The 13,785-nt window shown below is 62.6% G+C and carries 15 protein-coding genes; 5 read left to right on the top strand and 10 right to left on the bottom strand.

The window, feature by feature from the left end:
* Positions 1-200: 200 nt before the first annotated feature.
* The 7 genes from HGB41_RS01210 to HGB41_RS01180 all read right to left on the bottom strand — a co-directional run bounded on the left by HGB41_RS01210 (position 201) and on the right by HGB41_RS01180 (position 7,754).
* The gene (locus HGB41_RS01210; RefSeq protein WP_171080274.1) at positions 201-1,430 is read right to left on the bottom strand and encodes an EAL domain-containing protein; all 1,230 of its coding nucleotides are present in this window, start codon (positions 1,428-1,430) and stop codon (positions 201-203) included.
* A gap of 826 nt (positions 1,431-2,256) precedes the next feature.
* Complete coding sequence (locus HGB41_RS01205) at positions 2,257-3,201, bottom strand: pyridoxamine 5'-phosphate oxidase family protein (RefSeq protein ID WP_212760785.1); 945 nt, start codon at positions 3,199-3,201, stop codon at positions 2,257-2,259.
* A 41-nt stretch (positions 3,202-3,242) separates the two neighbouring features.
* Positions 3,243-3,608, bottom strand: a complete 366-nt coding sequence (locus HGB41_RS01200) for an alpha/beta fold hydrolase (RefSeq protein ID WP_171080272.1) — start codon at positions 3,606-3,608, stop codon at positions 3,243-3,245.
* Positions 3,609-3,714: 106 nt separating this feature from the next.
* Positions 3,715-4,518: an alpha/beta fold hydrolase gene (locus HGB41_RS01195; protein ID WP_171080269.1), complete on the bottom strand. Its 804-nt coding sequence runs from the start codon at positions 4,516-4,518 to the stop codon at positions 3,715-3,717.
* Positions 4,519-4,561: 43 nt separating this feature from the next.
* Positions 4,562-4,747: a dienelactone hydrolase family protein gene (locus HGB41_RS01190; RefSeq protein WP_229422656.1), complete on the bottom strand. Its 186-nt coding sequence runs from the start codon at positions 4,745-4,747 to the stop codon at positions 4,562-4,564.
* 274 nt (positions 4,748-5,021) lie between these two features.
* The gene (locus tag HGB41_RS01185) at positions 5,022-7,103 is read right to left on the bottom strand and encodes a pyridoxamine 5'-phosphate oxidase family protein (RefSeq protein ID WP_171080265.1); all 2,082 of its coding nucleotides are present in this window, start codon (positions 7,101-7,103) and stop codon (positions 5,022-5,024) included.
* Positions 7,104-7,118: 15 nt separating this feature from the next.
* On the bottom strand, positions 7,119-7,754 hold the full coding sequence (locus HGB41_RS01180) for a glutathione S-transferase family protein (RefSeq protein WP_371868451.1): 636 nt from the start codon (positions 7,752-7,754) through the stop codon (positions 7,119-7,121).
* An 84-nt stretch (positions 7,755-7,838) separates the two neighbouring features.
* Here HGB41_RS01180 and HGB41_RS01175 point away from each other — a divergent pair, with 84 nt between their 5' ends.
* Together HGB41_RS01175 and HGB41_RS01170 are read left to right on the top strand one after the other, a co-directional pair.
* Positions 7,839-8,450 carry a GNAT family N-acetyltransferase gene (locus HGB41_RS01175; RefSeq protein WP_371868408.1) on the top strand — a complete coding sequence of 204 codons (612 nt, stop codon included), beginning with the start codon at positions 7,839-7,841 and terminating at the stop codon, positions 8,448-8,450.
* A gap of 195 nt (positions 8,451-8,645) precedes the next feature.
* Complete coding sequence (locus HGB41_RS01170) at positions 8,646-9,575, top strand: SDR family NAD(P)-dependent oxidoreductase (protein ID WP_171080259.1); 930 nt, start codon at positions 8,646-8,648, stop codon at positions 9,573-9,575.
* Positions 9,576-9,604: 29 nt separating this feature from the next.
* Here the strand turns inward: HGB41_RS01170 and HGB41_RS01165 are convergent, their stop codons facing one another.
* Positions 9,605-10,021 carry a hypothetical protein gene (locus tag HGB41_RS01165; protein ID WP_171080250.1) on the bottom strand — a complete coding sequence of 139 codons (417 nt, stop codon included), beginning with the start codon at positions 10,019-10,021 and terminating at the stop codon, positions 9,605-9,607.
* 32 nt (positions 10,022-10,053) lie between these two features.
* Positions 10,054-10,425, bottom strand: a complete 372-nt coding sequence (locus tag HGB41_RS01160; RefSeq protein WP_171080248.1) for a hypothetical protein — start codon at positions 10,423-10,425, stop codon at positions 10,054-10,056.
* A gap of 296 nt (positions 10,426-10,721) precedes the next feature.
* On the opposite strand from HGB41_RS01160, the gene HGB41_RS01155 reads away from it, so the two are divergent.
* The 3 genes from HGB41_RS01155 (at position 10,722) to HGB41_RS01145 (ending at position 12,765) form a co-directional block, all read left to right on the top strand.
* Positions 10,722-11,096 (top strand): DsrE family protein, encoded by a 375-nt coding sequence (locus HGB41_RS01155; protein WP_171080246.1) that lies wholly within the window; start codon positions 10,722-10,724, stop codon positions 11,094-11,096.
* Positions 11,097-11,113: 17 nt separating this feature from the next.
* Positions 11,114-11,596, top strand: coding sequence for a nuclear transport factor 2 family protein (locus HGB41_RS01150; protein WP_171080244.1), 483 nt, complete (start codon positions 11,114-11,116; stop codon positions 11,594-11,596).
* A gap of 233 nt (positions 11,597-11,829) precedes the next feature.
* On the top strand, positions 11,830-12,765 hold the full coding sequence (locus HGB41_RS01145) for a PDR/VanB family oxidoreductase (RefSeq protein ID WP_171080242.1): 936 nt from the start codon (positions 11,830-11,832) through the stop codon (positions 12,763-12,765).
* 1 nt (position 12,766) lies between these two features.
* On the opposite strand, the gene HGB41_RS01140 is transcribed toward HGB41_RS01145, so the two are convergent.
* Positions 12,767-13,699: a PNPOx family protein gene (locus tag HGB41_RS01140; RefSeq protein WP_171080240.1), complete on the bottom strand. Its 933-nt coding sequence runs from the start codon at positions 13,697-13,699 to the stop codon at positions 12,767-12,769.
* Positions 13,700-13,785: the final 86 nt, after the last annotated feature.

Below are 13,785 nucleotides of genomic sequence, written 5' to 3'. Positions count from 1 at the left end.
GCATTTGATTGCGAGAACCGTGCAGCAGATGAATCCATTCTAGGGAAGGTCGTGAAGGAGAAAAATGGTGGGGGTCTCAATTCAGTATTTCGCTTGCCGAAACTGAGGTGCCATTTGATAGGGGGCCGCATGCCTATCCAGTTGACGGACGCGTTCTGCGCACGCACGCAGCGCTGGATCGCCAGCCCTGTCGGTGCCTATCAGTGGGAAGTTCGGATTGATCCTGCGCCGCCCAAGTCCATGTGCGTGCACTGCGCGGGAGGACTCGTATATAGAGCCAGCAGGCCGGCGTCCTCGATATCTTCGAGAAGCCGTATCAAGATAGTAGAGACCTGTTTTAGTTCATACAGCAGAGGGACAATATCATTAAGCTCTGCGCCTGCGCGAATACGGCCGACGAGTTGTCCCCCTACATCGTGCAGGCTCCGGTGCGGCGCGTCAATGGCCTGATACATGGGTGTATCGGCAAAATAGCGCCCATCGCCGATATACCATTTGCCAAGCGCACATTTGGTTAGACAAAGGGGGGGATAGCCCTCCATCTGCCGGAGCGGGGAATCTGCTGGGAGAGCGCTGCGCTGGATCGCGTAACTGACCATCTGACGCCGCCATTGAACGTGGTCGACGATGGCCATGTGGACCAGCCCTATCGGCATGCCCCGGCATTTGCCAATGTTATGTCGGAACACATCGAATTCTGCCAGGGGCAGCGGGTGGCTCACCAGGTAGCCTTGCGCGATTTCGCAGCCAGCCTCGACCAGGAAGTCATGCTGCTCGGACGTCTCGACACCCTCGGCGACCACATGCAGTCCGAGTTCGTGCCCGAGCCGGATCGAGGAGCGAACGATGGTGGCGTTCTTGGTTGAATTCAGCATGCGGCCGACGATGCCCTGGTCCAGCTTGATGCTGGTAAACGGCCACTGGCTGAGGGTATCGATGGAGGAGTAGCCGACGCCGTAGTCGTCCATTGCAAGCCCAATACCCGCCTCGGCCAGCGCATCGACATTGCGCACCATCCTGTGCCCGGCCTGCATGGCCTGGGTCTCGGTGATCTCGAGTTCGAGCGAGCCCGCCGGCAAGCTGCCTTGTGCCGCGCTGGCAAGAATCTGTTCCGTCAGCACGTCGTCTTCGAGGTCCGGCGCCGTGACGTTGAACGAGACGCACATGTCGCTGCTGATCCCTTTTGCTGCAAGGTCATCCATCAGCTTCGGCAGCAGTTGCAGCGTCAAGCGATTGATCAGGCCGGAGCGCTCTGCTACCGGGATAAAGGCGCCAGGCGGGAGCAGCACGCCGTCAGGGCGCTGCCAGCGCGCCAGCGCTTCGGCCCCAACGATGCGGTTACTGATCAAGGACGCTTTGGGCTGGTAGTGAAGGATGAATTCGCTATCTCGCAAGCCCTGCATGACCTCGTTCGTCGTTACCGTGACCATGGCGACTCCCATGCGGAAAGGATATGTCCTTTATCCGCCGATCGGTTGGCATCGTCAAGCGGTTCTACAGGCTGTGGCACTCCGGGACGCCGGTGTGCGGGTCAGTCCCGGGAACAACGCTGGCAGCCGCCAGGCCAGGGCCGTCGCCAGCCCGATGAGGGCCGTGCCCGCGCCGGGAGGCAGCGCCAGCACGATGAGGGAACCGAGCAGGCTCCGTAAGAGCCCGAGGGTGGGGCAGGCAAGCTCGTTGGTCAGGTAACGCATAGCATTCTCCGGTGGGTTCCGGGCGGGAACCAGTTGACAGGTATAGGGTGAGCGAGTTGGTCCCGCAAGTCGCGTTGGCGGCGACATGGAGCCATTCTAGGCAGCGCCTGTAGAAGCAGAAACGGTGCGCCGGGAAATGGATTGTTTCGGAAATCGATATGCTGAACGCCCGGTCGATGGCTTCGGACCGGTCCGGCAATGCCTTGCATCGTATGGACCTCTGCCTATACTGGAGGACGAGAACTCGCGCGCGGACCGGCACCAAGGAGCCGCGCGTTATCGACCGACCGTATTCCCGCCCATTACCGGGCCGAACGGCAGGAACACGGCGGCGTCTTCGCCGCGCTCGAAAAGCTGGGATGCGCAGTGCGCGTCGCTGGCCCGATCGATGCCAGGCACGGTCACCCGATTCCAGTTGGCGGCTGCGCTCGGCATCGGTGCTGAAGGCGCTACCCACAGCCTTGTACGCGCTGGAGGCGGACGCCACGCGTGTCGAGGTCATCCACAGCATCTTGCTGCTCACCTGCACGGTCGGCTACCCGATGGTATCGCGGGGCTTAAGCTAGGCCGAGGATATGATCCGCCCCGGGCCGGCCGGATTGAACGGGGACGCGTCCAGGTACTCCCATTCGAGGCGCTCGGCGATATGGCGCAGGATCCAGCGCTCGACCGTGACCTCGAGGAAGCGCCCGGTGCCGCCGGTCAGCCTGTACGGATCGTCCTGGTCCCATAGCAGGCGTGCACGGCCGCTTAGCTGGAGCAGCCGGCCCCCTTCAAAGTCGGGAATCGACAGTCCGAAACGTGCGTCGACTTCCAGGTTGCCGAGGGTATTGAAGATGCTGTTGCCATGATAGTCGGGGATGCGCAGCGTATGCGGACCGATCACCTGGACGAAGCCAGGCGGCCCGCCGCGGTGCGAGGCATCGGCGCCGGTAGCAGTATTCACGCTGGCCACGAAGACAGTATCGGCGGCGCGCAGGAGGGCCTCGACGCTACCGCCGATACTGTTACCGGTCGCAACGCCATCGGCGACGCCGTCCGTGCTCAGTGCACGCAGCTCGCGGCGTTGGATGTATTTTGGGCAGTTGGGATAGGCTTCCTGCACAGTGATCTCGAGACCTGCCTCGTCCTCATGGCTGATCACGCCATTGATGCGGTAGCGGCGCCGTGTGCCCAGTTCAATGAACAGCAAGCCGACCGCCGGATTGGCCGCAATATTGGCCCAGAACGGATCGGCGCTGTCGCGCCGGCCAGAAGCGACCTCGAGTGCGATCAGGGCGTCGCCGGCGGCGCTTACAAAACCGGGCTTGCCATAAAGGACTGATGACCATACACGGCCGTCGGCATCGCTGCTCGCGAGCACGACCATGAACTGTTTACTGATGAAACCCCGGGCACCGCCCAGGATGCTGGCGGCGATCACGCTACCATTGCGGTCTGCAATAGCGGCTTCGCCTGCACGCAGCTGGACTGCGCGCTCGCCTGGGTGGAATAAAAATGGGGGCATGATAAGTTCCTGTCGTCTGTGTGGGCAATGGGGCCAGCTGTTTAGGGCTTCGCGACTTGCACGGCGCGTTGTGATCCCATGAAGTCCGCGGTGATCGTAGCCACCTCCTGCAGGCGGGTGTCCATCACGAAGTGGCCGCCATCAAGGATGTGCACCTCGGCGCGCGGATTGTCGCGCTTGAATGCCAGGCCGCCCGGCGTCACGAAAGCCTGGTCGTGTTTGCCCCACATGACCAGGGTTGGCAGCTGCTGCTTGCGCAGCCAGGCTTGCCACTCGGGGTAGGCGATGCGCACGCCTTCGACCTCGACCTGGCGATAAGCGACGTCAGCCGCCCGGGACGGCTGGACGAACGACACTGCCAGTGCGAAGGCGGCGAATGAGGCTGTGATGCGTGCTGTGGTGTGCATAATTGGCTGCCTTGGTGAGTTGAAAGAAGACAGTCCATCTTAGGCAGCCGGGACGCGCCTGCACAGACAGCGGGGAGAAATGAAGTATTTCTCCCCGCAACGGGAATCACTTGGTTTTGACCGCGGCTGCCTCTTCGATCAGCTTGGCTACTTGGGCCGGATGCGAAGTCATCACCACGTGGGAAGCGCCCTCGATCGCCAGCGTGCGGCGCGAGTGCGCCCGTTCAGCCATGAAGGCCAGGGCAGCGGGCGGGATGTTCTTGTCGCGCTTGCCGTACACGAAATACGAAGGCAGGTTCTTCCAGGCCGGCGCGCCGGCAGCTTCTTTCAGCGCCGCTTCGGCGACCGGGCGCTGACCGGCCGCCATCAAGGCTGCCTTGGCGCGTGGCACGTCGGCAGCAAATTGCTGCGGAAATTTATCCTGGCGGATGTATAGGTCCACACCGCCGCCGGCAAGAGCAACCGGCGCCGCCAGCGTCGGAGGAAGTGTCGAGCCGGGGAACTTGCCGGTCAGCTCAAAGGCGCTTTCTCCCGCTTCAGGCGCAAAGGCCGCGACGAAAACAAGACTCTTGACGTTGTCGTTGCCATTGGCCGCCTGGGAGATCACTGCGCCGCCGTAGGAGTGACCGACTAGTACGACCGGGCCGGGGATGCCCTTGACCAGGCTCGAGACCGCGGCAGCGTCGCTTGCAACCCCGCGCAACGGATTAGCAGCGCCAACCACGGCATAGCCATCGGCCAGCAGCTTGGCGGTGACGCCATCCCAGCTCGATGAATCGGCAAAGGCGCCATGAACCAGGACGATGGTCGGTTTGCCGCCTTCCTGCGCCGGCGCAGCGCCGGCAGGAGTGGCGAGGGCCGCGGCGATCGTGACGGCGCCGAAGAGGAGGGCAAGTTGTTGACGTTTCATGAATATCTTTCAGGATAGGTAGGTGGTGGTGATGCGCCCGGGATCACGCGGCCGAGGCCAGGTGGCGCTCGAAAAACGCATCCGTGCGGGCGTTGGCCAGGTCGGCGTCGCCGGCGTGGTAGTGGTGTCCACCCGGACGGGTAAACGCGTGATCGCGCCCCGGGTAAACGAAGACTTCGCGGCCAGGGCGGCGCGTGAGCGCGCTGCGGATCGCGTCCTTGGCAAGCATGGTGTTCTCCATTGAAAGGCGGTTGGAAGCAATGCCGCCTCCCAGGGCTTTCGCCCAGGGCGTGGAACGGGCAAAATTGCATTCATGAACCGCAAATATCCCGGTATGGTCCCCACCGGTGGGGTCTCGGATGCGTGAAGCCTTCGACTAAGGCCGAAGTCAAGCGCGAACTCTGGTTGCTCAGCCACCGCGACACTGCGACCAGCGCCCGCATTCGCAGCGTGGCCGACTGGCAAGCCGAGCTCTTCCATGCAACGGCGGCGCTACCCAGCTCTTAACCGTCGAGCACGACCGCCCCTCCATCGATGGAAGCTAGCGGCACGCTGATGCAGGGCAGGATCTGGCCCGGAGGGCAGGGCGCGCCTGAGGTCGTCAGGTAGCCCGTACGCCCGGCCAGCAGGGTCGTCGCGCAGGTCCCGCAATTTCCGCTGCGGCAGCCTGAGAGCGGCGCCAGGCCCTCTGATTCGGCGAGTTCCAGCAGCGTGCCCGCTTCCGGGCGCCAGGTTACGCTGCGGCCGCTTCGATGGAACAGGACGGGCACCGGCACGGCGTCCGCGGCATCGACCAGTTCAATCTGTGCCAGTGGCGCATCGGCATCCGGCTGGCGCCGCAGCGGCTGGTCACCGCCAAAGTCTTCGAGATGAATTTGAGCATCTGGCACGTGTAAAGCGCGCAGGCCGTCGTATAGATGCTGCAAAAAGCCTTGTGGGCCGCACAGGTAAAAGTCGTAGTCGTCGAAAGGCAGCAGGGTTTTCAGCATGCCGATCGTGACCCGGCCCACGTGGCGCTTCAGGTTGTCGGGTGGCAGGCCCCCCTCGGGTTGGCTGTGCACCAAATGCACCGACAGGTTCTTGTGGTGGCGCTGTTTGGTCGCCAAAAACGCGGCAAAGGCCTGCTCGTTTTCGCTACGGGCGCCGTGGATAAAATGGATCGGGTACGGAAAACGCGAGCGTTCGTTGTTCACCAGCAGGCCGTCGAGCATGGCAATCATCGGTGTGATCCCGACGCCGGCAGACAGCATCACCGCCGGGCGGGTACGCATGCGGTCGAAAGTGAAGCTGCCGCGTGGGCCGAGCGCATCGATCACGGCACCGGCACCATGCTCATGCAACCAGCTAGACGCAGCGCCTTGCCGCTTGACCGACATGCGCAGCTGGCGTCCGCTGGGCGCAGCCGACAGGGTGTAGGTGCGGCGCAGGATGCCGGTCTCGGTCGGCAAAGCAACAGGCAGGAACTGGCCTGGCACGTAGTGGGGCACGCCGTGCCCGTCGGCAGGCTCGAGCAGGAAGCTGCGGATACCGGCGCTCTCGTCAATCACCTCGGCGATGCGATATGGGCGCCAATTGGCCGCCAGGCGTTCGGCGGCCAGGGCAGCGTCCGCCAGCGCCCAGGTGCCGGTACGCTCGAGCAGTGGCCAGTAGCTGGGGTTGGACCAGCGCAGCGGCATCGAGTTGACGAGACGCCGCACGCGTTCGACTTTCAAGCGCACCAAGCGCTCGGCGCCCACGAAGGCCTCCAGCTCCGGCCCTTCCCAGACCACGCTGGCGCTGCAGCACAGCTGCAGCAGGTCGCCCGAGATGAAGTCGATGAACAATATTCCGGCGCGCGGGTCCAGGTGCAGGTTGCCGAGGGTCTGGTAAAACGAGTTGCCGGTAAAATCGGGAAAGACAAGGGTATCGCCGCCTTCGACGCGCACGAATCCTGGACGCCCGCCCCGATGCGAGACGTCCGCACCCGAGGTCGGCGAGGCCGGGTCGAGCATTGCGTTGCTGGCGATGAACAGCGTATCGGCCGCTTCGATCAGGGCGCGGTCGGCGTCAAGCAGGCGCGGCTGGTCTAGTACCTGCAGCGGCCCGAGTTCTTCGACGAAGCGCGCCTGGCGCCCCTGGATATATTGCGGGCAGTTGCCGAAGCTCTGGGTCACGCCGAGCGTGAAGCCGGCCGCATCGACATTCGTCACGGCAGCGTTGAGGCGGTTGCGCCGGCGGGTGGTCGGCTCCAGCCCCAGCAAGCCCAGGCGGGCCCCGTGACGCACGTTGCTGCCAAGGACATCGCCCGGGAGCGCATGGGCGTCGATGCGCAGCGTCTTCGGATCTGGCGAGTGCATGAAACCGGGCTGGCCGACCAGCACGGAGGCCCAAGGCTGGCCGTTGACGTCGACGCTGCCGACCAGCATGAAAGGCAGTTGGGCGAAGAATTCCCGGTGCTGGTCAGGCATGTGGTCGCGGATGCCGCGCCGGCCCGTGATCGCCGACTGGGCCAGCGTGCCGGCCCGCGTCTGGATCGCCAGTTCGCCAATGTGGAAAGGCGAGTCCGAGGAGCCCGGCCGCTGCAGGCCCGTTTGTATGCTTGCCATGGCTTCGCTCCTGGTTCAGGTGGCCGGCGCGGCGCGTTGCATGGGCACGAAACCGGGCAGGGCCTCGATCCTTGCCAGCCAAGCGCACAGAGCCGGGTAAGGCGCCAGGTCGACGCCGCCTTCCGGTGCATGGGCGATATAGCTATAGGCGGCGATGTCGGCCAGGCTGGCCTCGTCCCCGATTGCATACGCGGCCTTGGAAAAACCTTGCTCGAGCACGGCGAACAGTTTGTGGGCGATGCCCTTGGCGCGTTCGTGGTCGAGTGGCGCGCGGAAAAGGCTAACCATCCGCGCAGCGCCGGGGCCGTTCAAGACAGGACCGGCGGCAATCGAAAACCACTGCTGGAGGGCGACCTGGCTCGCGACGTCGGAAGGCATCCAGCGCTCGCCGCCATAGGTGCGGGCCAGGTAAACCAAGATCGCATTCGAGTCGTACACCACGGTGCCGTTGTCGTCGATGACTGGCACTTGGCCAAATGGATTGAGCGCAAGGTAAGCGTCGCTTCGGTTCGCACCACCGCGGAGATCGACGTCCATCATCTCGAACGGCAGCCCCAGTAGAGATAGGAATAGTTCAACCCGGTGCGAATGCCCCGAAACCTTGCTGCGGTACAGGAGGATGGGGGCGGATGGGGTGGCTTGCATGTGAATTCTCCAAGTAGGGAACGACGCTTCTTGTAGGGATATGGCAGGTAATGGAAGTCATTTTGCTCGACGCTGCGTGGAAGAGAAACGGTGCAAGCTGCAATTGTTCGTTTCGGTTGGCGTAAGAATGCTGCTGCGCTGAGTGGGCAAACGATTGATATGCTTGCCGAAGCACTAACCCAAACTTCGAAAGCGATCATGAGCAAAAATACCTTGACCAGCATTGTTCCCTTCCGCGACGAATTCAAAGACCAGGTCGTGGACTTAATCCTCCATATTCAGAATGTCGAAGCAAAAGTTGGCATTTCCGCCAGCGACCAGCCGGATATCCTGGCCATCGAGTCGTGCTACCTCGACGAGGGCGGCGGCTTCTGGGTTGCCCTGAACGAAGACGGGCAGGTGGTGGGGACGATCGGCCTGCAGCTGGCTGCTCCCGAAGTCGGCGTGCTGAAAAAATTCTTTGTCGACGCGGCCTTCAGGGGCATGCAGAATGGACCTGCAATACAGCTTTATTCGGCGCTTATTGGCCATGCGCGTGCGTCGAGCGTGCGCACCATCGTGCTCGATACACCGGCGGTCGCCACCCGCTCGCATGCGTTCTACAAAAAAGCCGGCTTCACCCAGGTCGACAAGATCGCTCTCCCCATTCACTACGATTATCCAGACCGGAACTCCCTTCTTTTTCGACTCGATCTGGACTGAGGAGAGCACTGGCAGAACGGCGGTTCCTGCGGCGCAAGAGGGTTATCAAGCCATGCACATCGCGAATTTGTTTTCGATTGTCCCAAGTTGCTCAACAAGGCATCAAGCTTTATCGATCTAGTCTCATCAATGCGCTTGTCCTATGCTTGGGTCATGCGGCGCAGACACCGCGCCATTGACCAAGAGGATCAAGCAATGACATCAATGATTACCACCCCATTCGGCTTCGCCTCCACCGCGGACGAGGTTCTGCAAGGCGTCGACCTGCGCGGCAAGCGCGCCGTCGTTACCGGCGGATCGTCCGGTATCGGTATCGATACAGCGCGCGCCCTGGCCGCCGCTGGAGCCGAAGTCACCATCGCCGTGCGCAACCTGGAAGCAGGCCACCGAGTCGCCGCCGACCTGAATGCCGCATGCGGAGATGGCCTTGTGAAAGTCGGCGTTCTCGACCTTGCGGACCAAGCCAGCGTACAGGCCTTCATCGCCGCTTGGCAGGGGCCGCTTCACATGCTGATCAATAACGGTGGCGTGATGGCCATTCCCGAGCGAAACTTGACAGCGGAGGGCTGGGAAATGCAATTGGCCACCAATTACATCGGGCACTTCACGTTGACGCTGGGCCTGCATGGCGCACTGGCCGCGGCGAAACCGGAGGGCGGGGCGCGTGTCGTGTCGGTAAGCTCCAGCGGCAACCTGATCGCGCCTGTGCTCTTTGGCGACATACATTTCAACTTCCTGGCCTACGATCCTCTCGTGGCCTACGGCCAGTCCAAGTCAGCTTGCGCCCTGATGGCGGTCGAAGCAACCCGGCGCTGGGCCACAGACGGCATTTTCGCCAATGCCCTTAACCCGGGTGCAATCGCCACTAACCTGCAAAAGCATACCGGTGGCCTCAAGACGCCCCCAGAACGACGCAAAACTACGGCGCAGGGTGCGGCCACCTCGGTGCTGCTAGCCGCCTCACCCCTGCTCGACGGCATCGGTGGACGCTACTTCGAAGACTGCAATGAAGCGCCAGTCGTGGACCACCGCCCCGTCGATTTCCGTGGAGTAGCCGCTTATGCGCTTGACCCGGTCCTGGCCGAGAGGCTGTGGGAAGATACGGTGCGGATGATTGCCCGATGAAGCAGCCAACCCTCGCTGACGATCGGGCGCTACAGGTCGGCTTTATTGGCCTGGGCGAGCAGGGCAGCTGGCGCCGAAGCGCTGGTCAGCGTGGTGGAACGATTGGCACGGTCACCTGATACGGCTGCGTCAAGGCCAGCGCCCGGGACAGGAAACTGAGGCTTGCCGGCCGGGTGGCCTACCGGTCGGGCTTTGGTGCAGATGAACGTGCCGACCATGCCCATAACTCTTCGGTCCTCCTGCGCGGCCTTCCGCGCAGGAGGAGAGGGCTGCGGAAAGTCGGGCTCGATAGAAGCGGCACCGTCCGTCGCCAAAGCCGGATGCGCCTGGCGGTCAAGAATTTCCTTCCATGTCTGAAGGCTGTCGCCGTCTTCATGGCATTTATCATGAAGCTCCCGGATGGCTGCCCGCTGCCCGCTTGCGTTGCCTTGATCGGATTCGTCCACCGCCAATCTGTCAGGATGAGCGTGGAATTTTCCTACTCACCGAGCTCGTAAGGGGGTTTATAGATCGTCACTGCCGAGTCCTGGCTGTCGGCGGGCTCAAGGCCCGTCAGCGAAGCGTCAAGGGCAGGCACCTCCAGCCGCACACCCTGCTTGCGTTTTTCGGCCTGGGTGATAAGCATGATCTGCCGGCGGATCGCCTCGACCATCTCCTCCACAGCAGTGATCTGGCGCCGGAGCGCCATCCGTTCTCCGATGGTCCCGGCACTTTCCAGCTGCTTGTGCAGCGAGCGCAACTGTTTTCTCAACTCCTGCAGGGTCTTGTACAACTGTTCGAGCTTGGAACGCGGATCCGATGCCTTTGCATCAGGTAAGCGGGGAAGCGAATTTCGGCTGATTGCGGTCATGGATTTGTCTGGGCACGTCTGGTTGAACTACATCGACCGCACATGGTTTAGTAATTAGCGAGAAAAGATTGTAGACAAGCTCGACCATTAAAACGTCTAAAAATTGTCGTTTGGCAATAAATAGAGCGGTTACAGCATTCTGCATCAACGCTCTGGCATGTCCTGGACATTCCATTTCGCGAAACAATCCATTTCTCCGCGCCCCGTTTCTCTATATGCGTCGGTCGGCCAGAATGACTTCCATGCCGTAACGACGGCTACCAGTTCAACCGAACCATCCCAACCAGGAGCGCATCATGAAAGCAGCCATCATCATTTTCTCGGACCCAAAAAACGGCGGCGAAGAAGCCCTCGGACGCCTCTTCAACGGCCTGGCCGCCGCCTACGACTTCAAGCAGCGCGGTACTGAAGTCGCCATTTACTTCCAGGGTACCGGCACCCGTTGGGCCGGCGTGGTCGGTAACCCGTCCCACCCGGTCCATGCGCTCTACCAGGCAGTAGCTGATACGGTCGCCGGCGTTTCCTGCGGCTGTGCAGACGTCTTCGGCGCCCGCGAAGACGCCGAGAAGAATGGCTTCGAACTGGTCACCGACAACAGCGTGCCGGGCACCTCGGGCCTGCCGAGCATTGCCCAGCTCGCCGCTGATGGCTACGCCATTTACAGCTTCTGATCGGACGGGAGTCACATATGGCCACCACCGTGAACGAACTCCGCCCACCCTTGCCGCCATTTTCCCGGGAGAGCGCCATCGAAAAGATCCGCCTCGCGGAGGATGGCTGGAACAGCCGTGATCCCGCCCGGGTTGCCCTGGCCTACAGCCTGGATACCCGTTGGCGCAACCGCGCTGAATTCGCGCAAGGGCGGGACCAGGCACAGGCCTTCCTCGAGCGTAAGTGGCGCAGGGAGCTGGAGTACCGGCTCATCAAGGAGCTGTGGGCGTTCACGGAGAATCGCATCGCCGTGCGCTATGCCTACGAATGGCGCGACGATTCCGGCAACTGGTTCCGCTCGTACGGCAATGAGAACTGGGAGTTCGGTCCAGACGGGCTGATGGTGAACCGCTACGCCTGCATCAACGACCTGCCCATCCTCGAGCAGGAGCGCAAGTTTCGCTGGCCGATGGGACGGCGTCCAGATGAGCATCCCGGGCTGTCCGAGCTCGGACTATAAGCGAATGGGGGACGACATGCTGGCATGGCTAATGAGATTACTAGTGCGTCCCCCTCCCCAGAGGCCCACGGACGCGCCGCAAGACAGCGCGGAATGGCGGGCCGACCTTGGGGCATGGATGATGGTGCCATGGCAGTAAGCCAGGTAGTGAATTGCGGGAACCCAAATGAATACGCCTATCAGCACGGGCAGCACTTTTTACATCACTTCTTTTCATGCAAAGGCTTGAGATCATGCGCTACCTCATTCAAACCGTTGTGCAGCACGGCCCCCATGTGAAGGAGTTCCGCATGGTGCCCGCCGATGGTTCCACCGCCCCCGGCTGGGCGCCCGGCAGCCACGTCGACATCGGATTTCGCTCGCACTCGGGGGAGGAGTTCCACAAGGCCTATTCCCTGGTCGGTGCACCGGGCGAGTGCCTGCGCATTGCCGTTCAGCGCGAACCGGCGGGACGCGGTGGATCACGCGTCCTGCATGACGAATACCGGCCAGGCATGGAAGTGGAGCTTGGCGCTCCCGTCGATGCGTTCGAGTTGAAGCGGGGCGCAGTGCGCACGGTCCTGGTAGCCGGCGGTATCGGCATTACGCCGATGACCTCGATGGCGCAGGCCCTCGACGGCGATGGCCACCGCTTTGAACTGCATTACCTGGCGCGCGAGGCCGAGCGCTTGGTGCTGATGGACGAATTCGACGGCATGCGGCACGGCGTGGTGTCGACCTATCTCACCAGCAGCGGCCAGCGCCCGGACCTGGACGCGCTGATCGGTCCTTATGCCCAAGGCAGCGAACTGCACGCCTGCGGCCCCGTGTCGCTGCTCGAAGCGATCCGTACCCGTGCGGCGGCCCTGGGCTGGCCCGCGGCCCACGTGCACGTAGAGAGCTTCGGCGCGCGCACCGCTAGCGAGGATAAGCCGGTGCGGGTCTACCTGCGTCAAAGCGACCTGAGGATCGAGGTCGCGCCCGGCACCTCGATCCTTGATGCGATGATTGCCGCAGACGCTTTCGTCTCTTACGACTGCAAGCGCGGGGAATGCGGCAATTGCTTCGCTCAGGTGGTGTCGGGTACACCGGTGCACCGCGACGTCTGCCTCACGCCGGAGCAGCGGCTCCAGGGCATGACCACCTGCGTTTCGTGGGCCGCGGGCGGCGACCTCGAGCTCGACCTGTAGCTTAGGCCGTGGCCAGTGGCATATTGAATGGGGAGGGATCCAGGTATTCCCATTCGAGCTGCTGGGGCGTGTTACGCACGACCAGGCGTTCGACCTTGAAGTCCCAAAAACGCAAGGTGCCGCCAGTCTGGCCGGCGGGGTCCGGCATATCCCAGTGCAGCACCACATCCCCCGTCAATTGGAGTAGGCGGTTGCCTGCAAAATCCGGGATGCAGAGGCCCGCACGGGGATTGACCTCGAAGTTGCCGAAGGTGTTGTAGAGGCAGTTCCCGGGATAGTCCGGGATTCGCAGGGTGTGCTCATCCAGGATCGTGATGAAGCCGGCAGTTCCGCCGCGGTGCGAGACGTCGGCGCCGTATTCGGGATGGCAGCTTGCCACGAACAGGGTATCGGCCTGGCCCACGATATCCGCGACATCGCCTGCGAGAAGCGCACCATGCGTTGCCGCCGCCGGCAGACCGCTGCTTCCGACCGCGCGCAGGTTGCGCCGCTGGATGTACTTGGGGCAGTTGGGATAGGCCTCGATCACGGCCACTTCGACGCCGGCTGCGTCGATCGCAGCCAGGCGGCCGTTGACGCGGTAGCGCCGCCGGCTCCCTAACTCAATGAACAACATACCGATGCTCGGGTTCGCGCCTATGTTTGCCCAGAACGGGTCGGTCTGGTCGCGCTCCTGCTCTGGTACCGACAGGCCGATCGCCTTGCCCGTTTCGGTTTGTGCGAACCCGGGCTGGCCGAACAGGACCGATGCCCAGACACCACCGCCACCGTCGATGCTCGCAACGACTGCCATAGACTGCTTGCCGATGAAAGGGCGCGCTCCACCGATGACCGTGTCGGTCAGCACGGAGATGTTCCGGTCAGCTTGGGCTGTTTCTCCGGCACGTTCCTGGATGACGCGCTCGCCGCGGTGAAACTTGGAATGTTCGCTCATTGATGTCTCCGCTCATGGTGTGGAGTTAGTCACGTGCACTGCGTGAGTGCGGCAAGAATAGTGCGCCATCTTTTTTCGTATTGACA

Source organism: Telluria aromaticivorans, assembly GCF_013003915.1.
In the GTDB taxonomy this organism is placed as follows: domain Bacteria; phylum Pseudomonadota; class Gammaproteobacteria; order Burkholderiales; family Burkholderiaceae_D; genus Telluria; species Telluria aromaticivorans.
The sequence above is the reverse complement of the archived record's forward strand: the minus strand, read 5'-3'. Positions and strand labels throughout refer to the sequence as shown.